This is a genomic window from Kouleothrix sp. (genome assembly GCF_046328425.1).
Classification (GTDB): domain Bacteria; phylum Chloroflexota; class Chloroflexia; order Chloroflexales; family Roseiflexaceae; genus Kouleothrix.
On record NZ_JAXLWP010000008.1, the window covers coordinates 107,416 to 126,004 of the forward strand.

15 protein-coding genes are annotated in these 18,589 nt (G+C 68.1%); 10 read left to right on the forward strand and 5 right to left on the reverse strand.

The features are described 5' to 3' along the window. The first annotated feature begins 33 nt into the window (after positions 1–33). The 10 genes from U0177_RS09030 (at position 34) to U0177_RS09075 (ending at position 13,413) form a co-directional block, all read left to right on the forward strand. On the forward strand, positions 34–2,751 hold the full coding sequence (locus U0177_RS09030) for a LuxR C-terminal-related transcriptional regulator (protein ID WP_409570285.1): 2,718 nt from the start codon (positions 34–36) through the stop codon (positions 2,749–2,751). A 321-nt stretch (positions 2,752–3,072) separates the two neighbouring features. Continuing rightward, positions 3,073–3,867 (forward strand): alpha/beta fold hydrolase, encoded by a 795-nt coding sequence (locus tag U0177_RS09035; RefSeq protein ID WP_409570286.1) that lies wholly within the window; start codon positions 3,073–3,075, stop codon positions 3,865–3,867. 4 nt (positions 3,868–3,871) lie between these two features. Continuing rightward, positions 3,872–4,090: a hypothetical protein gene (locus tag U0177_RS09040; RefSeq protein WP_409570287.1), complete on the forward strand. Its 219-nt coding sequence runs from the start codon at positions 3,872–3,874 to the stop codon at positions 4,088–4,090. Between the two features lie 152 nt (positions 4,091–4,242). After that, positions 4,243–5,700: an aspartate ammonia-lyase gene (locus tag U0177_RS09045; RefSeq protein WP_409570288.1), complete on the forward strand. Its 1,458-nt coding sequence runs from the start codon at positions 4,243–4,245 to the stop codon at positions 5,698–5,700. A 209-nt stretch (positions 5,701–5,909) separates the two neighbouring features. Continuing rightward, positions 5,910–7,325 (forward strand): dihydrolipoyl dehydrogenase, encoded by a 1,416-nt coding sequence (lpdA, locus tag U0177_RS09050; protein WP_409570289.1) that lies wholly within the window; start codon positions 5,910–5,912, stop codon positions 7,323–7,325. Between the two features lie 164 nt (positions 7,326–7,489). Next, complete coding sequence (locus U0177_RS09055; RefSeq protein WP_409570290.1) at positions 7,490–7,849, forward strand: hypothetical protein; 360 nt, start codon at positions 7,490–7,492, stop codon at positions 7,847–7,849. Positions 7,850–8,157: 308 nt separating this feature from the next. Further along, positions 8,158–8,598 (forward strand): MarR family winged helix-turn-helix transcriptional regulator, encoded by a 441-nt coding sequence (locus tag U0177_RS09060; protein ID WP_409570291.1) that lies wholly within the window; start codon positions 8,158–8,160, stop codon positions 8,596–8,598. A 106-nt stretch (positions 8,599–8,704) separates the two neighbouring features. Continuing rightward, on the forward strand, positions 8,705–10,534 hold the full coding sequence (locus tag U0177_RS09065; protein WP_409570408.1) for an ABC transporter ATP-binding protein: 1,830 nt from the start codon (positions 8,705–8,707) through the stop codon (positions 10,532–10,534). Between the two features lie 176 nt (positions 10,535–10,710). Then, on the forward strand, positions 10,711–12,633 hold the full coding sequence (locus U0177_RS09070) for an ABC transporter ATP-binding protein (protein WP_409570292.1): 1,923 nt from the start codon (positions 10,711–10,713) through the stop codon (positions 12,631–12,633). Between the two features lie 258 nt (positions 12,634–12,891). Beyond that, positions 12,892–13,413 (forward strand): DinB family protein, encoded by a 522-nt coding sequence (locus tag U0177_RS09075; protein ID WP_409570293.1) that lies wholly within the window; start codon positions 12,892–12,894, stop codon positions 13,411–13,413. A gap of 52 nt (positions 13,414–13,465) precedes the next feature. On the opposite strand, the gene U0177_RS09080 is transcribed toward U0177_RS09075, so the two are convergent. The 5 genes from U0177_RS09080 to U0177_RS09100 form a co-directional block, all read right to left on the reverse strand. Continuing rightward, positions 13,466–13,873 (reverse strand): hypothetical protein, encoded by a 408-nt coding sequence (locus U0177_RS09080; protein ID WP_409570294.1) that lies wholly within the window; start codon positions 13,871–13,873, stop codon positions 13,466–13,468. 115 nt (positions 13,874–13,988) lie between these two features. After that, a complete protein-coding gene (gene xylB, locus U0177_RS09085; RefSeq protein ID WP_409570295.1) occupies positions 13,989–15,485 on the reverse strand; it encodes a xylulokinase in 1,497 nt (498 codons plus the stop codon). Positions 15,486–15,515: 30 nt separating this feature from the next. Beyond that, the gene (locus U0177_RS09090) at positions 15,516–16,061 is read right to left on the reverse strand and encodes a CoA-binding protein (RefSeq protein ID WP_409570296.1); all 546 of its coding nucleotides are present in this window, start codon (positions 16,059–16,061) and stop codon (positions 15,516–15,518) included. 299 nt (positions 16,062–16,360) lie between these two features. Beyond that, on the reverse strand, positions 16,361–16,933 hold the full coding sequence (locus tag U0177_RS09095) for a DinB family protein (RefSeq protein ID WP_409570297.1): 573 nt from the start codon (positions 16,931–16,933) through the stop codon (positions 16,361–16,363). A 294-nt stretch (positions 16,934–17,227) separates the two neighbouring features. Continuing rightward, a complete protein-coding gene (locus U0177_RS09100) occupies positions 17,228–18,523 on the reverse strand; it encodes an O-acetylhomoserine aminocarboxypropyltransferase (RefSeq protein ID WP_409570298.1) in 1,296 nt (431 codons plus the stop codon). Positions 18,524–18,589: the final 66 nt, after the last annotated feature.

Consider the following 18,589-nt stretch of genomic DNA (forward strand, 5'->3'; position numbering starts at 1 on the left):
GCGAGCAGCTGGGTTTCGGCTATAATGGCAGCCATGGCCGACCCACTGCCGCTCTTGAGCACCAAGCTGACGCCCCCGCCGGCGCGCGCGCGCCTGGTGGCACGGCCGCGCCTGGCCGCGCGCCTGGCCGAGGGCCTGTCGCGCCCGCTGACGCTGATCGCCGCGCCGGCCGGCTTCGGCAAGACCACGCTGCTGGCGAGCTGGCTGGCCGAACCGCCAGTTCAGCCCGCCGCGCCCGGGCCGCTGCGCGTGGCCTGGCTCTCGCTCGACGCCGACGACAACGACCCGGCGCGGTTCTTCAGCTACCTGGCGGCGGCGCTTGGGCGCGCGCATCCCGCGCTCGGCGCTACCGCGCTGGCGCTGCTGCAGATGCCCCAGCCGCCGCCGCTCGAAAGCATCCTCACCACGCTGATCAACGACATGGGCGTGCTCGACGCGGCGCTGGCGCTCGCGCTCGACGACTACCACGCGATCAGCAACCACGCCATTCACGCCGCGCTGGCGTTTCTGATCGAGCGGCTGCCCGCGCCGGCGCACCTGTTTCTGCTGACTCGCGCCGACCCGCCGCTGCCGCTGGCGCGCATGCGCGCGCGCGACCAGCTGGCCGAGCTGCGCGCCAACGACCTGCGCTTCACGCCCGACGAGGCCGCGCGCTTCATGAGCGACTCGCTCGGCCTCGAGCTGGCGCCCGCCGATGTGGCCGCGCTCGAGGCGCGCACCGAGGGCTGGGCCGCCGCGCTTCAGCTGGCCGGGCTGGCGCTGCGCGGCCGCGCCGATGCCCACGCGCTGGTGGATGGGCTCGCCGGCCAGCGCTTCCTGGTCGATTACCTGGTCGACGAGGTGCTGGGCCGCCAGCCGCCCGAGATCCAGCGCTTTCTGCTCTGCACCGCCGTGCTCGAGCGCATGTGCGCGCCGCTGTGCGACGCGCTGCTTGCCGAAGGCGCCGAGCCGCCGGATCCGCCGCGCGCGGGCGCATGGGCCGCGCTCGGCGGCGCTCTCTCGCCCAGCCAGGCGGTGATCGAGGCGCTCGATCGCGCGAACCTGTTCGTGGTGCCGCTTGACGACCAGCGCCAGTGGTACCGCTACCACCACCTGTTCGCCGTTTTCCTGCGCGGCCGCCTGGGGCCGCGCGCCCAGCCGCTGCACGCGCGCGCGGCCGCCTGGTACGAGCGCAGCGGCCTGATCGACGAGGCCATCCACCACGCGCTGGCCGCCGGCGACGCCGAGCGCGCAGCCGGCCTGATCGAAACACACGCCGTCGCACTGGTGATGCGCGGCCGCAACCTGACGCTCAACGCCTGGCTGGGGCGGCTCCCGCCGGGCATGCCCAACGCGCGCCCCGGCCTGCTGCTGACGCAGGCGGCGATCGCGACCAACATAGGCGACTACCTGGCGGTTGAGCCGCTGCTCGACAGCGCGGCGGCGCTGATCGCACCAGGCGACCCATACCAGTCGATGATCGACGCGCTGCGTGCGATCGTGCTGAGCCTCACCGCCGACCCGCGCGCATTCCCGCTGGCGCAGCAGGTGCTGGCGACATTGCCGGCCGACGCGGTGGCAACCCGCGTGTCGCTGACGCTGAGCCTGGGTATCGCCGCCACCTATACCGGCAACCTGGCCGAGGCCGAGCGGCTGCACCAGCAGGCGATCGACGCGTCGCAGCGCGACGAGGCGCTGCGCAGCAGCGAGACGGCCGGGCTGGCTGGGCTGGCGGTGGTGCGGCGCTTTCAGGGCCGGCTACGCCACAGCGAGCAGCTGAGCGCCCAGGCGCGCGCGCTGAGCGCGCCCAACGGCCAGCCGCTGCCAACCGCCGGCACCATCCTGGCCTGGATGGAGCACGGCATGGAGCTGCGCGAGCGCCACCAGCTGGCCGAGGCCGAGCGCGCCCTGACGCAGGCGATCGCCGTCAGCCGCCAGTGGGGCGACACCGACTTCACCGAGGTGTACGCGCCGCTATGCCTCGGGCTCGTGCTGCTGTCGGCCGGGCGAGCCGCCGCCGCGCGCGAGTGCATGCAGGCGGTGGCTAGCGCGGTGGCGCGCCACCGCGTGGCGCCGGTGCGTCAGGAAGAGATCGCCGCCTACGCGGCGCTGAGCGAGCTGCGCGCCGGCCGCATGGCTGCGGCTATACGCTGGGCGGCGCCGCGCCTGGCCGCGCCCGACCCGCCGCTGACGATGTACACGCCGGCGCTGCTGGTGCTGGCGCGCGTGCTGCTGGCCCAGGGCCGCGCCGATGAAGCCCAGCGACGGATCGTGCGCGTGCTGGCCCAGGCCGAGTCGGCCGGCTACGGCCTGGTCGCGATCGAGGCGCTGGTGCTCAGGGCGCTGGCCGCCCGCGCTCAGGGCCAGCCGGCCGAGGCGCGCGCCGCGCTGCTGCGCGCGCTCGAGCTGGCCGCGCCCGAGGGCTACATCCGCCCCTTCGCCGACGAAGGCGCGCCAGTCGGCGAGCTGCTGCGCCAGCTGCTGGCCGAGGGCGCAGGCCCCGCCGGCCTGGCCGAGCAGATTTTGGCCGCGCTGCCGGCCCTGCCCGACTCGGGCGGCGAATACAGCCAGCCGCTGGCCGAGCCCCTGAGCCAGCGCGAGCTGGAGATCCTGCGGCTGATCGACGCCGGCCGCTCGAACCGCGAGATCGCCGGCCAGCTGGTGATCGAGGTCAGCACCGTCAAGCGCCACGTGAACAACCTGTTCGCCAAGCTGGCTGTCGGCAGCCGCACCCAGGCGCTCGCCCGCGCACGCACGCTCGGCCTGCTGTAGCGGCCCGCGCTACACCCACACATGCACCTTTGGGCCCATGCATCGTTCGCGCTCCCGCACTATACTTTCCCCAATTGTTACGCATCTCGTGGGGCGAGATTGCAGCCTGCAGCAGCATGGTACGTGGTGATCTTCTGTGTCCATTTTCCGCGCTCCGCGCGGAAAATGGACACGATACGGAGATAGAGTACTGCTCTGCCGAAGGCTGAGGGCGCCAGCTGCGTAAGCCCTAAAGAAATCTGGGGGTGGCTCCGCCGCCCCCAAACCTCCACCAAGTTTCGCGTGTACACTGAAACATACCTGAGGCAGAAAGGAAACTCCATGAACCTGAGCATTCAGAATAGCCGCGTTCGCCTGATCGACGAGGGCGCCGGCGCGCCGGTGCTGCTGCTGCACGGCGTGCCCGACAACGCCGACATGTGGGCCGGCGTGATCGCCCGGCTGGCGCCGCGCTTCCGCTGTATCGCGCCCGACCTGCCCGGGCTCGGCAGCTCCGAGGCACCCGCCGGCTTCGACTGCACCCTCGACAGCATGGCCGCCTGGGTCGATAGCCTGGTGACCGGCCTGGGGATCGACCAGCCGCTCCACGTGGTAGTGCACGATTTCGGCGGGCCATACGGCCTGGCCTGGGCGGTGCGCCACCCCGCGCAGGTGCGCAGCCTGACGATATCCAGCACCAACTTTTTCAGCGACTACCGCTGGCACTCGGCCGCGCGCATGTGGCGCACGCCGGTGCTCGGCGAGATCGGCCTGGCGCTCGTCACCAAATCGGTGTGGCGCTCGCAGATGCGCAAGTTCGCGCCCGGCCTCAGCGACGCGTATATCGACCAGGGCTTCACCATGTCGATCGCCAACCCGGCGGTGCGCCGCATGATCATGCGGCTGTACCGCACCACCAACCCCGAAAACTTCAGGGGCTGGGAAGACGAGCTGCTGCAGCTCACCGCGCGCGTGCCGACGCTAGTGCTGTGGGGCGACAAAGACCCGTTCGCGCCCAAGAGCACCGCCGAGCGCTACGGCGGCCGCGTCGAGCACTTCGCCGAGTACGGCCACTGGCTGCCGGTCGAGGCGCCCGAGGTCTACGCCGACCGGCTGCAGGTGCTGTTTCGGCAGTAGCGTGATGTACCAGATCTGGATCGAGGAGCCGCTGGGCGATGAGTGGGCCGAGTGGTTCGCGCCGCTGGCGATCGGCAGCGCGCCCGGCGGCGGCGCCACCCTCACCGGCCTGTTGCCCGACCAGGCGGCGCTGCACGGCGTGCTGGCGCGCATCCGCGACCTGAACCTAACGCTTGTCGCGCTGGCGCGGCTGTTGCCTGGCGCTGGCCCGCGCCTCCGGTAGGATCCGCCGCGCTCTGCCGAAGGCAAAACGCCGGCCGCGCATGCCGTGTGCTCTACAGTTGCAAAACCATAACCAGCGCTGTAACCGGCCTGAGGGAATTTCGTGCTACCATAGGGCCATTCTTCCGAATGACACTGTGGAGGCATCGTGCGATGACGCAAGAATATCGTGTAGAGAAAGACTCGCTCGGCGAGATGCAGGTGCCCGCCGACGCGCTGTATGGCGCGCAGACGCAGCGCGCCGTGCTGAACTTCCCGATCAGCGGCCAGCGCCCCTACCCGGCGTTTGTTTGGTCGCAGGCGCTGATCAAGCGCGCGGCCGCCGAGGTGAACCGCGACCTCGGCCTGCTCGACGCCAAGCTGGCCGAGGCGATCGTGCAGGCCGCGCAGGAAGTGCTCGACGGCAAGCACGGGGCGCAGTTCGTCGTCGACCCGTTTCAGGCCGGCGCGGGCACCAGCCACAACATGAATGTGAACGAGGTGATCGCCAACCGCGCCAACCAGATCCTCGGCTTCGCGCTGAACGATCCGAAGAAGCCGGTGAGCCCGAACGACCATGTGAACATGGCCCAGAGCACCAACGACACCATCCCCACCGCCATCCGCCTGGGCTGCCTCTGGCGCATCGACGCGCTGCTGGCCGCGATCGACGGCCTGGCCGCTGCGCTCGACGCCAAGGCCGCCGAGTTCGACGATATCGTCAAGTCGGGCCGCACCCACCTGCAAGACGCGGTGCCGGTGCGGCTGGGCCAGGAGTTCGGCGCCTACGCCCAGGCGGTGCGCAACGACCGCGAGCGCGTGGCCGTTGCGGCCGACCGGCTGCGGCGGCTGGGGATCGGCGGCACCGCCACTGGCACTGGCCTGAACGCACACCCCGAGTACCACGCGCGCATGGTCGCGCGGCTCTCGGAGCTGCTTGGCCAGCCGCTGCGCCCCTCGGGCAACCTGTTCGAGGCGATGCAGAGCCAGGCCGACGCGGCCGATTTCTCGGGCAGCATGCGCACGCTGTGCGTCACGCTCACGCGCGTCGCCAACGACTTCCGGCTGCTGTCGTCGGGCCCCTCCACCGGCCTCGACGAGATCCGACTGCCGGCGGTGCAGCCCGGCTCGAGCATCATGCCCGGCAAGGTCAACCCGGTGCTGGCCGAGATGCTGAACATGGCCTCGTTCCACGTGCAGGGCTGCGACTACACCGTGGCGCTGGCGGCGCAGGCCGGCCAGCTCGAGCTGAACGTGATGATGCCGATCATCGCGCACAACCTGTTCGAGATGATGCACGTGCTGATCGGCGCGATCAACGCGTTTACCGAGAAGTGCGTGGCCGGGCTCACCGCCAACCGCGAGAAGGCCACCGGCTGGCTGGCGCGCAACGCAATCATCGCCACTGCGCTGAACCCGCTGATCGGCTACATGCCGGCCGCCGCGCTGGTGAAAGAGGCCATGAAGCGCAACGCGACCATCCGCGAAGTTGCCGCAGAGCAGATCGCGCGCGGCGAGCTGAAGCACAAAGACACCGGCGCCACCGTCACGCTCGATGAGATCGACGCGCTGCTGGGCGATGTGCATAAGCTGACCGAGGGCGGCCTCGGCGGGCCGGCCGGCGGCGGCTAGGCGTTTCGGGGCGCGCCCTTGCATCCCCGCGTATCGGCGCGCCCCCACCCACCTTCCCCACGGCAACGTGCCCCCAACATCTTCAAGCTGCCCCAACCGCCCCGCGCAGCGGCGCGCTTTCATGGTGCCCTCGCCATCGCGCACCCCGACCACCGCCCCCAATGTGGTACAATACGCCGGGTTTGTTCCGCAGAAGAAAGGCAACATCCGTGAGCGACACGCAGTATGATGTTGTGGTGATCGGCGCCGGGCCGGGCGGCTATGTCGCCGCGATTCGCAGCGCCCAGCTGGGGCTTAAAACCGCAGTGGTCGAGCGCGAGTACTGGGGCGGCGTGTGCTTGAATATTGGCTGCATCCCCACCAAGGCGATACTCCACAGCGCCGATTTGCTCGAAGAGGCGCGCGACAGCAAGCAGTTCGGCATTATCATCCCGCAGGCCGAGGTCGATTGGGCCGGGGTGATCAAATATAAAGAAAAGGTCGTCAAGCAGATGACCGGCGGCGTCGGCTTTCTGATGAAAAAGAACAAGATCGACCAGATCAACGGCACCGCGCGCTTGGCCGACCGCAATACGGTCGTCGTCGCCGGCGCCGATGGCAAAGAAACCCGCGTCAGCGCGAAGAATATCATCATCGCCACCGGCTCGCAGCCGCGCGCGCTGCCGCCGGTCGGCGGCGTGTTCGACGAAGACTTGATCATCTCCTCGACCGGCGCGCTGGCCCTGCCGGCCGTGCCCAAGTCGATCATCATCGTCGGCGCCGGCGCGATCGGCGTCGAGTTCGCGTCGGCCTTCCGCGCCTTCGGCGCGCAGGTGACGATCATCGAGGCGCTGCCGCGGCTCGTGCCCGTCGAGGACGAGGAGATCAGCGCCGAGCTGGCGCGTGCCTTCAATAAGCGCGGCATCAAGGCGTTCACCGGCGCCAAGCTGACCAAGATCGACAAAGGCGAGGGCCAGGTGACGGCCACGTTCACCGACGCCGACGGCAAAGAGCAGAGCCTCACCGCCGAGCGCCTGCTGCTGGGCATCGGCCGCGCGCCAAACACCAAGGGCCTGGGCCTTGAAGAGCTGGGCGTCGAGCTCGACCCGCGCGGCTTCGTCAAGGTCGACGCCAGCATGAAGACCAATGTGCCCGGCATCTACGCGATCGGCGACGTGGCGGTGACGACGCCCTGGCTGGCCCACAAGGCCTCGGCCGAGGGCATCCTGGCGGCCGAGCTGATCGCTGGGCACCACGCGCCGCCGATCGACTACCGCAAGGTGCCGGGCTGCACCTACAGCAACCCCGAGATCGCCAGCGTCGGCCTGACCGAGGCGCAGGCGCGCGAGCAGGGCTACGACGTGAAGATCGGCAAGTTCCCGTTCTCGGCCAACGGCAAGGCCACGATCCTCGGCCAGCGCAACGGCTTCATCAAGGTAGTATCCGAGGCGAAGTACGACGAGGTGCTGGGCATCCATATCATCGGCCCGCACGCCACCGAGCTGATCGCCGAGGGCGGCGTGGCGCTCTCGCACGAGGCTACCGCCGAGTCGCTCATGCGCACCATCCACGCCCACCCGACGCTGTACGAGGCGCTGGGCGAGGCCGAGCACGCCGCCGCCGAGGGCGCCGCGATCCATATCTAATACGCTGTTCGCTTGATCACGTAGAGATTGTGTGGCACTCCGTGGCGAAGCCACGGAGTGCCACACAATAAGAAATTTGGGGGCGGCGAAGCCACCCCCAAACCCCACCAAAACGTCAGTAATCAAGCGAATTGGTACAATAGGACAAACACAGCAGGAATCCTATGCCAGTCATGATCAACCTGACCACTGCCGAGCACGGCGGCACGAGCATGCAGTGCGGCACCCACGAGGGCTGCGGCGTAAACTGCACCTGCGGCTGCCCGTACACCGGCATGGTCGAGAAGGGCCGCGTCGAGCCGATCGCCGCAGTCGAGGCGCGCTACCCCGGCGAGTGGCTGGGCTTCGTCATTCCCCCCGGCGAAGATGAGTTCGCGCCCGAGCAGGGTATGCTGGTGGTGCACAGCACCGACGACGCCGAGGTGTGGGACGCGCTCAGCCGCGTGACGCACAACCAGGTGGTGCACGTCTACTTCAACGGCTCGCTCGAAAGCTACATGGCCTGGGCCGACCAAGAGGCCTGATCCCATCGCCTGCTTGTGCTTGCTGCGCGGCGTCCGGCAATGCCGGACGCCGCGCGCGTCTTCGGCTGCGCTCCAGGGCTGATCGCCTGCTTTATGGTACTTTCCTTTTGGATGTGTCCATTTTCCGCGCTCCGCGCGGAAAATGGACACACGATGCTGCCGCAGGCGCCATACACAGCTTCGGGAAGCCGAACAACGCAACGGCGTAAATCCTAAACAAATAGATCAAATAGAGATTGACAAGCGCCCAACATGTGCTATCATACCGATAGTTAGTTTTACTAACTAATAGGAAGCCACCAGGCACCATGAAAACCACCTCTTCCAACGCGCAGCGGCTGCTGCGGCTCTTCGAGCAGATGCGCGCCAGCAAGCACAGCCCGGCGATCGCGCGCATGCACCAGCTGAACCTTTCGTTCTCGCACCTGCGCGCGCTGCACCTGCTCGCGGCCCAGCCGCAGCTGGCAATGAAGGACCTGGCCGAGCAGCTGTGCCTGACGCCGCCCTCGGTGACGGCGCTGACGCGCCGGCTGCTCGCCGCCGGCATGATCGCGCGCCAGCCGCACGCCGACGACAGCCGCGTGGCGCTGCTTTCGCTCACCGAGCCGGGGCGCGCGCTGCTGCACGAGATCTACCAGGATCAGCTCGCCGGCATGGAGCGCCTGCTCGAGGGGCTGTCGCCCGACGAGCAGCTGCTGTTTATCGATCTGCTCGAGCGCGCCGTCACGACGCTGCACGGCCCCGCGTAGCCCAGTTCAAGAGGAGAACCCTATCGTGCAAGCATCCCCCGCACGCCCACAATCGGGCGGACGCAGCCGCGAGCGCGGCCCGCGCAACCGCGGCCTTGGGCGCGCCATGCGCTACCTGCTGCGCCAGAAGCGCACGGCGATCTTCGCCTACGGCGCGCTGATCGTCGCTACGATCGCCCAGCTCGCGGTGCCGCAGCTGGTGCAAAATATGATCGACGCCGTCACCAAGGGCGCGCTCGCGAACATTATTCTCACCCAGGTGCCCGCGCAGTTCCAGGGCGCGGCCGCCCAGCGCGCCGGCACGACCCTCGACCAGCTCAAGCTCGACCAGTCGGGCGCCGAGGGGCTGCTGTTCAACGCGGCGCTGATCATTGTGGCGTTCGCGGTGATGCGCGGCGTGTTCTCGTTTGTGCAGGCGTTTATGGCCGAGAAAACGTCGCAGGGCCTGGCGTTCGACCTGCGCAACGAGATCTTTGCCAAGGTGCAGCGCCTGTCGTTCAGCTACTACGACCGCAACCAGACCGGGCAGCTCATGATCCGCGCCACCGACGATGTCGAAAAGGTACGCATGTTTATCGCCCAGGGCCTGGTGCTGACGGCGCAGGCGTTTCTGCTGCTCGGCGCCGCGCTGATCATCCTGTTCATCACCAACTGGCGCCTGACGCTGTGGGTCCTGCCGACGCTGCCGGTGGCGCTGGTGCTGTTCATGATCTTTGGCGCGGTCAGCCAGCCGCTGTTCGGCGAGGTGCAGCGCCGGCTCTCGGCGCTCAACACCATCCTGCAAGAGAACCTCGCCGGCATCAAGGTGGTGAAGGCGTTTACGCGCGAGCCGTACGAGGAGCAGCGCTTCGACCGCGCCGCCACCTCGCTCATGGAGCAGCAGCTGAAGGTCAGCCGCACGTTCGCGTTTCTGTTCCCAGTGGTGTTCCTGATCGCGCAGATCGGCCAGGCGGTGATCCTGTACTTCGGCGGCAAGCAGATCATCGCCGGCACGCTGAACCTGGGCGAGTACCAGAAGTTCAGCCTGTACCTGATCTATGTGTTCTTCCCGCTCGGCCAGCTCGGCTTTATCATCTCGCTGATGGCCCAGGCCGGCGCGTCGGCCGGGCGGATCTTCGAGATCCTCGACTCGCAGAGCGATATCGTCGACAAGCCCGGCGCGCTCGCGCTGCCGCCGATCGTCGGCCGCGTCGAGTTCAACAATGTCACCTTCCGCTACTTCGGCAGCGGCGACCCGGTGCTGAAGGAAGTGAGCTTCGCCGCCGAGCCGGGCCAGACGATCGCGCTGCTCGGGGCTACCGGCAGCGGCAAGACGACGATCATCAACCTGATCCCGCGCTTCTACGACGCGAGCGACGGCGCGATCCTGATCGACGGGTACGACCTGCGCGATGTCACGATCGATAGCCTGCGCAGCCAGATCGGCATTGTGCTGCAGGAAACCAACCTGTTCAGCGGCACGATCCGCGACAACATCGCCTTCGGCCGGCCCGACGCGTCGATCGAGCAGGTGCAGGCCGCCGCCAGGGCCGCCGCCGCCCACGATTTCATCATGGGCTTCCCGCAGGGCTACGATACGCCCGTGGGCGAGCGCGGCACGACGCTCTCGGGCGGCCAGAAGCAGCGTGTGGCGATCGCCCGCGCGCTGCTGCTCGACCCGCACATCCTGATCCTCGACGACTCGACCAGCAGCGTCGATCTGCAGACCGAGCAGAAGATCCAGGGCGCGCTCGACAACCTGATGCGCGGCCGCACCAGCTTTGTGATCGCCCAGCGCATCAGCACGGTGCTGAACGCCGACCAGATCCTGGTGCTCGAGAAGGGCCAGATCGTGGCGCGCGGCACCCACGCCGAGCTGATCGAGAACAGCCCGATCTACGCCGAGATCTATAGCTCGCAGCTGGTGGGCGACGCCGCCACCGCGCCTGCGGTGTAGCGGCCGGCCGCGCCCGCTCGGCGCCCGGCTGATTGTTGAGCAGTGCGTGGTTTTCTGCGCTTCGCGCAGAAAACCATACACAAAGATCTTGCTGCCGCAGGCATACACGTAGCGAAGATCATTGGGCGGCGCGGCTGGCAGCCGCGCCGCCCGAAAGAAATAGCGGAGCGAATGCTATGATGGGAGGACCCGGCGGACCCGGCCGCCTGCTGAATACCGAGGTATCCAAGCCCAAGAACACCTTTGCCACGCTGGGGCGCTTCGGCGAGTACTTTCGGAAATACTGGCCCGGCGCGCTGCTGGCGCTTGCCATGATCGTCGCGTCGACTTGGACGCAGGTGACGGCGCCTGACCTGATCGGCCAGGCCGTCGACTGCTACCTGTTCCCGCAGCCGGCGAGCTGCTGGTACACCAGCGCCAGCGCCAACGCCAGCGCCGACGCGCGCGTGGCCGGCCTGCTCGGCCTGGTGGGCATCCTGCTGGCGCTGTTCGTCGCCGGCTCGATCTTCGGCGGCCTGTCGTTCTACTCGATGAACTGGTCGGGCCAGCGCGCGCTGCGGCAGATCCGCGAGGATCTGTTCAACCAGATCCATCGCCTGTCGCTTGGCTACTACGCCCAGAACGAGGCCGGCAACGTCATGAGCCGGATCACCAGCGACACCGACACGATTCAGCAGGCGCTGGGCTTCGCGCTGATCAACGTGCTGAGCGGCGCGCTGCTGATCGTCTGGATCATCGTCAAGATGCTCCAGGCGAATGTGTCCTACGCGCTGCTGAGCCTGAGCGTGGTGCCGGTGATGGCGCTGGCCACGTTCTACTTCTCGAACCAGGCGCGCAAGGCGTTTCGGCAGAGCCGCCGCGAGATGGGCAATGTGAACGCCGGGCTGCAGGAGAGCATCGCCGGCGTGCGCGAGGTGCAGGCGTTCAACCGCGAGGACGAGAGCATCGAGCAGTTCCGGCGCGCCAACGCCGCCAACCGCGACGCGAACGTGCGCGCGGCCAGCTTCACCACCGCGCTGAACCCGGTGCTCGAGGCGCTGGGCTACGTGGCGCTGGCGATCGTGGTGGTGGTGGGCGGGCTCTCGCTGCTGCGCGGTCAGCCGCTGTTCGGCGGCAGCGCGATCTCGCTGGGCGTGGTGTTCGCGTTCCTGCAGTACGTGCAGCGCTTCAACCAGCCCATCCAGCAGATCGCGGTGATGTGGACGAACGTGCAGAGCGCGATCGCCGGCGGCGAGCGGATCTTCGGCCTGCTCGACGTCGAGCCCGACATCGCCGACCGGCCCGGCGCCCGCGCGATGCCGCCGATCCAGGGGCACGTGGCGTTCGAGGATGTGTCATTTAGCTATGCTCCGGCAGCCGGCGCTACCGGCACCGCGCCCGCCGCCGGCGCCACGCCCCAGGTGCTGAAGGGCATCTCGTTTGTGGCCGAGCCGGGCCAGATGGTGGCGATCGTCGGGCCGACCGGCGCCGGCAAGACCACGATCATCAACCTGCTGCCGCGCTTCTACGATGTGACGGGCGGCGCGGTGACGATCGACGGCATCGACGTGCGCGACGTGACGCGCGCTAGCCTGCGCGGCCAGATCGGCATCGTGCTGCAAGATAGCTTCCTGTTCTCCGATACGGTGATGAACAACATCCGCTATGGCCGGCTCGACGCCACCGACGACGAGGTGATCGCCGCAGCCAGGCTGGCCTCGGCCGACACGTTTATCGAGCGGCTGCCCGACGGCTACCAGACGGTGCTGGGCGAGCGCGGCAGCGGCCTGAGCCAGGGCCAGCGCCAGCTGATCTCGATCGCGCGCGCGGCGCTGGCCAACCCGCGCATCCTGATCCTCGACGAGGCCACCAGCAGCGTCGACACGCGCACCGAGCGCTTGATCCAGCGCGCGTTCGACCAGCTGCTCGAAGGCCGCACCAGCTTTGTGATCGCGCACCGGCTCAGCACCATTCGCCACGCCGACCAGGTGCTGATGCTGAAGGACGGCCAGATCATCGAGCGCGGCAGCCACGACGAGCTGCTGGCGCACCGTGGCGCCTACTACGACCTGTATATGAGCCAGTTCCGCCGCGAGGAAGAGCAGGTTGAGGCTGGGTAGCGCGGAGCGCTGTGCCTGCATTGGCGCCTGGTGCTCATGCCTCAGGGCAAACCAGCACCCGCTGCCGCGCCACAGAGCTCGTGCCACGTCTTTTAGGACATACGCAGTTGCGTTGTTCGGCTCTCGAAGCAGTGCATTTCGCCTGCGGCAGCGTGGTACTTGGCGATCATTGTGTGTCCATTTTCCGCGCTGCGCGCGGAAAATGGACACCTCAAGATGTAAAGTACCGCTTTGATGGCTTAGCAAAGGAGGATCCGCATGACCGAGAACTCCAGCGGCGGCGCAAGCGTGCTGGCGACGCTGTTCGCGCATAACGCCTGGGCAAACCTGAAGCTGCTCGCATTCTGCGAACAGCTCAGCGACGCGCAGCTCGATACAACCGCGATTGGCAGCTTCGGCACCATCCGCGACACGCTGATCCATATCGTTGGCGCCGAGCAGAGCTATGTCGAGCGCACGAATGGCAGGCTGCCGGCGCGGCCGCTCGTGCGCGGGCAGGCGGCGAGCTTCGATCTGCTGAAGGACGTGGCGCGCTGGGCCAGCGACGAGCTGCTGCAGCTGGCGCTCGCCGCGCGCACCGGCACGCTGGTGCAGGAGCGCGACGACAAATCGGCCGTCGAGTACCCGCTGGCGAGCCTGCTGATGCAGTCGCTCACGCACTCAACCGAGCACCGCACCCAGATCTCGGCGATTATCACGCAGCTGGGCCTCGAGCCGCCGGACATGAGCGGTTGGATGTACATGGAGGAAACAAAGCAGTTTCGTGAGTGGGAGCTGTAGGCGCAAGCGTGCGGCTATACACCCCCATCGCAGTTGCCCGCACCAAGCTGCGCTAGCGCGGCTCGCGCAGCTCGACCTCAATGCCGCCGGCGAGGCGCGCCAGCAGGTTGTAGCCCACGCTGCATAGCAGCGCCGCCCCCACGAACACCGCCGCGCCCGCCAGCGTCAGCACCAGCGCAAACAGCGCGAACGTCGCGCCGGCGCGGCCCGCGAGCTGCGCGGTTGTCTGCGCCGCGCCGCTGAGCCCAAGCAGCGCCACCAGGTCGATCGTCGCAATGCGCTGGCCCAGCACGCTTATGTCAAACGCCTGGATCTGGCCGAGCGCCGCGCTGACGCGCCGCAGCACCTGCAGCGCCACGCCGGCAAGGCATAGCGCCGGGCACAGCGCCACCAGCCAGCCGAGCAGCAGCGCCGTGCGCAGCGCTGAGCCCACCGAGATGCGCCGGATGGTATAGCGCATCGTTTCTCCTTTCGTCACCAAAGGATTAACCACCAAGACACCAAGACACAAAGATTTGGAAATATTTTCTCAATCTTGGCGCCTTGGTGTCTTGGTGGTTATGTATATCTTCTTGCTACCCCTCGAACGCGGCCAGCTCCGCAAACGACTGGCGCAGCGCCGGGTAGAGCCCGCGGTAGATCGGGTAGAGCCGCTCGTAGTCGGCGACGCCGGCCGCGGCGGGGTGTGTTACGTCAACCTGGCGGATCAAGTCGTTGCAGGCGCTCGGCACATCGGGCCAGGCGCCCGCGCCGACGGCGGCAAGTATCGCTGCGCCGAGCGCCGCGCCCTCGCTGCTGTTGATCGTGTACAGCGGGATGCCGGCGATGTCGGTGAGGATCTGGCGCCAGACCGGGCTTTGCGACGCGCCGCCGCTGATGGCGGCGGTAGCCGGGGCTACGCCGAGGCCGCGCAGCAGCTCGAGGTTATCGCGCAGGCCAAACGCCACGCCCTCCATCACGCTGCGCACCAGCTGGCCGAGGCCGCTGCGTAGCGTCAGGCCCACAAACGCGCCGCGCGCCAGCGGGTCGGGGTGCGGGTGGCGCTCGCCAGTCAGGTACGGCACAAACACCAGGCCGTCGGCGCCGCGCGGCACCGCCGCAGCCAGGTCGCTCAGCTGATCGTAGCTGCTGCCGGCGGCCACTGCATCGTGCAGCCAGCGCATGCCGCCGGCCGCGCTGAGCATCACGCCCATGTGGAACCACTGGCCCGGCACGGCGTGGCAGAACGTGTGCAGCCGGCCGTCAGGCTCGGGCTGGTACTGGTCGTTGGCGGTAAACACCACGCCCGACGTCCCGACGGTGATGCTGGTCTGGCCGCGCCGCAGGATGCCGCTGCCGATCGCGGTGGCCGGCTGGTCGCCCGCGCCGCCGACTACCGGCGTGCCGGCGCGCAGCCCGGTGGCCTCGGCGCCGGCCGCGCTGACGCGCGCGCACACCTCGGGGCCTTCGCACAGCTCGGGCAGCAGCGCGCGCGGGATGTCGAGCGCGGCCAGCAGCTCGTCCGACCAGGTTCGGCGGCCGATGTCCATCAGGGCGATGCCCGAGCCGTCGGACACATCGGTGACATACGCGCCGGTGAGCAGCAGGCGCACGTAGTCCTTCGGCAGCAGGATGTGCGCGGCCTGCGCGAACACCTCGGGCTCGTGCTCGCGCACCCAGGCGATCTTGGGCGCAGTGAAGCCCGGCAGCATCAGGCTGCCAATATGCTCGTACAGCCACTCGGCGCCCACCTGCTCGGTGATCGCCGCGCACTGCGGGCCGGTGCGCTGGTCGTTCCAGAGGATCGCCGGCCGCAGGATCTGGTTGCCGGCGTCGAGCAGCGTCAGGCCGTGCATCTGGCCGGTGAGCCCCACCGCGGCCACGTCGTCGGCGCTGATCTGCTGCAGCACCGCGCGCAAGCTCGCGCACGTCGCCGCCCACCACTGGCGCGGGTCCTGCTCCGACCAGAGCGGGCGCGGCGTCGAAAGCTCGTGCGCCTCGCCGTGGCTAGCCACCACCGTGCCGCTCTCGTCGATCGCCAGCGCCTTCGACGCGGTGGTGCTGACGTCGATGCCAATGAAATAGCGTGGCATACTTTTCCTCTTGGGTAGATTGCTCTGCGCTTAATCGCTCCGCGCGCTGCTGTGGCGAGCCCGCCGCGCGCTGATCACGCCGGTGTTCAGGCCGATCGTGTTCAGGCCGCCGAAGAAGCGCGCGTGCTCGATCTTGACGCACGCGTCCATCACGACCTCCAGGCCGGCCGCGCGCGCGCGCTCGGCTGCGGCCAGGTTGATCACGCCGAGCTGCATCCACACCACCTTCGCGCCGACCGCAATCGCCTCCTCGACGATCGCGGGAACCGCCGACGGCTCGCGAAAGATGTCGACGATCTCGACCGGGCCGGGGATGGCGCGCAGCGATGGGTAGCTTGGCTGGCCAAGGATGGCCTGCTCGCGCGGGTTCACCGGGATCACGCGGTAGCCCTCGGCGAGCATGTAGATCGCCGCGAAGTGGCTCGGGCGGAACGGGTTCGACGAGAGCCCGACCATCGCGATCGTGCGGTAGGTTTCGAGGATGCGCAGCCGCTGAAACGCGGTGGTGGCGTAGGGCGTCTGCGCCACCGGCGAGCTCGAGCTGACCGCGCCGGTCGGCATTGGGAGATTGCTCATACTACACACCTTCGGCAGAGCGGTACTTTACATCTTGAGGTGTCCATTTTCCGCGCTCCGCGCGGAAAATGGACACAATGATCAGCAAGCACCACGCTGCGCAGGCGAAATGCACTACTTCGAGAGCCGAACAACGCAACTGCGTAAGTCCTTGTCATGTTGAGCGAAGCGAAACATCTCCTCGATACAGCGACGCCACATAGAGATGCTTCGCTTGGTTCAGCACGACAGCGGTGTCCATGGTCTCGTGCGCGAGAGCGCGAAGCTTTCTCGCGCCTTGGTGACGAACTTGGTCGGCGCTAGCTCCGCAGCGCCCGTGCCTCGCGCGCCAGCCGCTCGATCTGGCCGAGGTGCGCGTCGTCGTGCGAGAGGCCGCCGATGAAGCGCGCCACCGCGTTGTACTGCCCGACCCCGGCGTACGGCTCGTAGCTGTTCGCGAGGTGCGGCTCGTCGGGCCACATGTCCAGGCTGGCCAGGCGCATGCGCCGGCTTTCCTCGAGGCGCGCGCGGCACTGCGCGATGGTTGTGACCTGCTCCCAGGGCACTTCGCTGCGCGACCGGCCGTGAAACTCGACGCCGCGCGCCAGCTCGGCCGCCAGCGCCGCCGACTCCTCGGCAGAGGCAGTGGTGTGCACGATCACGTGGCCGAGCGTCCACGAGATAAGCACGTCGTCGGGGTTGCTGGCGAAAGTGTCGTTGGCGTCGGGGTCGGGGATGGGCGCCTGCACGTCGGCGTCGGTCGACTCGGCGATATAGCCGAGCATGGTGTCGATCATCTCGTTCGTCAGGCGCCGCAGGTCGTCGAGCGTCAGGCCCTCGGCCAGCTGCAGCATGGTCTTCTCGCGCTTGCGAACCGGGGTAAAGTCGAGCATGATTTCCTCTTTAGGCAACAAACTTCCACTGACGAAAGTATGGAAGACGAATCAGCGCGATCCCTCTTCCCTCTTCCCTCTTCCCTCTTCCCTCTTCCTTCTTCCTTCGTCCTTCGTCCCTCGTCCTTCATCCTTCGTCCCTCGTCCTTCATCCTTCGTCCCTCGTCCCTCGTCCTTCATCCTTCGTCCCTCGTCCTTCATCCTTCATCCTTCGTCCCTCGTCCCTCGTCCCTCGTCCCTCGTCCCTCGTCCCTCGTCCCTCGTCCTGAAAACGCAACCTGCGAACCCATTTCTTCAAACGCTCGAGCTGCTCGCTCGCAGCGCCTGGTCGAGATCCCAGAGCAGGTCGTCGCTATCTTCCAGCCCAATCGAGAGCCGGATCATCTCGGGCTGCACGCCGGCGGCGCGCTGTTCGGCCTCGCTGAGCTGCTGGTGGGTCGTGCTGGCCGGGTGGATCACCAGGCTCTTGGCGTCGCCGACGTTGGCGAGGTGCGAGAACAGCTGCAGGCCCTCGATGAAGCGCCGCCCGGCGGCCAGCCCGCCGGCGATGCCGAAGGTCATGATCGCCCCGGCGCCACGCGGCAGGTAGCGCGCGGCCAGCGCCTGGTACGGGCTGCCGGGCAGCGCGGGGTAGTTTACCCACTGCACGTTCGGGTGCGCGCCCAGGAACTCGGCGACCGCGCGGGCGTTCGCGACGTGGCGCTCCATGCGCAGGCCCAGCGTCTCGACGCCCTGGAGGAACAGAAAGGCGTTGAACGGGCTGAGCGCCGGCCCGAGGTCGCGCAGGCCCTCGACGCGCGCCTTCATAATAAACGCGAAGTCGCCGAACGTCTCGTAGAAGCGGATGCCGTGGTAGCCCTTGCTCGGCTCGAGCAGCTGCGGAAACGCGCCCTTGCCCCAGTCGAAGCGGCCCGAGTCGACGATGATGCCGCCAATGCTGGTGCCGTGCCCGCCGATAAACTTGGTTGCCGAGTGCACGACGATGTCGGCGCCGTGCTCGATCGGGCGGCACAGGTATGGCGAGGCGAAGGTGTTGTCGATCATGAGCGGGATGTTGGCGTCGTGGGCTACGCCGGCCACCGCCGCGATGTCGAGCACGTTGATGCGCGGGTTGCCGATCGTCTCGCCGTAGAGCACTTTGGTGCGCGGGGTGATCGCGCGGCGAAAATTCTCGGGGTCCTCCGGGTCGACAAACGTCGTATTGATGCCAAAGCGCCGCAAGCTGACGTCGAGCTGGGTGTAGGTGCCGCCGTAGAGCGTGCTGGCGGCCACGATCTCGTCGCCGGCCTCGAGCAGCCCGGCCAGCGCGATCAGCTGGGCGGCCTGGCCCGACGCCACCGCAAGCGCGCCCACGCCGCCCTCGAGCGCGGCGATGCGCTCCTCAAGCACGGCGGTGGTCGGGTTCATGATCCGGGTGTAGATGTTGCCGAAGCGCTGGAGGTTGAACAGGTTGGCGGCGTGCTCGGTGTCCTCGAATACGTACGAGGTCGTCTGGTAGATCGGCACGGCGCGCGCGCCAGTGGCCGCGTCGGGGCGCTGCCCGGCGTGCAGCGCGCGCGTATTGAAGCCGAACTGGCGGTCGTAGCTCATGGGGTTCCTTTTGTGGTGATCGTGGCGTGTATTATACTGCAAGATGCGGCTCGGGCCTGCGCGCCC

Excerpts from the sequence above, each read along its gene's own strand:
- U0177_RS09030 (WP_409570285.1), top strand. The coding sequence starts at position 34 with ATGGCCGACCCACTGCCGCTCTTGAGCACCAAGCTGACGCCCCCGCCG.
- U0177_RS09035 (WP_409570286.1), top strand. The coding sequence starts at position 3,073 with ATGAACCTGAGCATTCAGAATAGCCGCGTTCGCCTGATCGACGAGGGC.
- U0177_RS09040 (WP_409570287.1), top strand. The coding sequence starts at position 3,872 with ATGTACCAGATCTGGATCGAGGAGCCGCTGGGCGATGAGTGGGCCGAG.
- U0177_RS09045 (WP_409570288.1), top strand. The coding sequence starts at position 4,243 with ATGACGCAAGAATATCGTGTAGAGAAAGACTCGCTCGGCGAGATGCAG.
- U0177_RS09055 (WP_409570290.1), top strand. The coding sequence starts at position 7,490 with ATGCCAGTCATGATCAACCTGACCACTGCCGAGCACGGCGGCACGAGC.
- U0177_RS09060 (WP_409570291.1), top strand. The coding sequence starts at position 8,158 with ATGAAAACCACCTCTTCCAACGCGCAGCGGCTGCTGCGGCTCTTCGAG.
- U0177_RS09065 (WP_409570408.1), top strand. The coding sequence starts at position 8,705 with ATGCGCTACCTGCTGCGCCAGAAGCGCACGGCGATCTTCGCCTACGGC.
- U0177_RS09070 (WP_409570292.1), top strand. The coding sequence starts at position 10,711 with ATGATGGGAGGACCCGGCGGACCCGGCCGCCTGCTGAATACCGAGGTA.
- U0177_RS09075 (WP_409570293.1), top strand. The coding sequence starts at position 12,892 with ATGACCGAGAACTCCAGCGGCGGCGCAAGCGTGCTGGCGACGCTGTTC.
- U0177_RS09080 (WP_409570294.1), bottom strand. The coding sequence starts at position 13,873 with ATGCGCTATACCATCCGGCGCATCTCGGTGGGCTCAGCGCTGCGCACG.
- xylB (WP_409570295.1), bottom strand. The coding sequence starts at position 15,485 with ATGCCACGCTATTTCATTGGCATCGACGTCAGCACCACCGCGTCGAAG.
- U0177_RS09090 (WP_409570296.1), bottom strand. The coding sequence starts at position 16,061 with ATGAGCAATCTCCCAATGCCGACCGGCGCGGTCAGCTCGAGCTCGCCG.
- U0177_RS09095 (WP_409570297.1), bottom strand. The coding sequence starts at position 16,933 with ATGCTCGACTTTACCCCGGTTCGCAAGCGCGAGAAGACCATGCTGCAG.
- U0177_RS09100 (WP_409570298.1), bottom strand. The coding sequence starts at position 18,523 with ATGAGCTACGACCGCCAGTTCGGCTTCAATACGCGCGCGCTGCACGCC.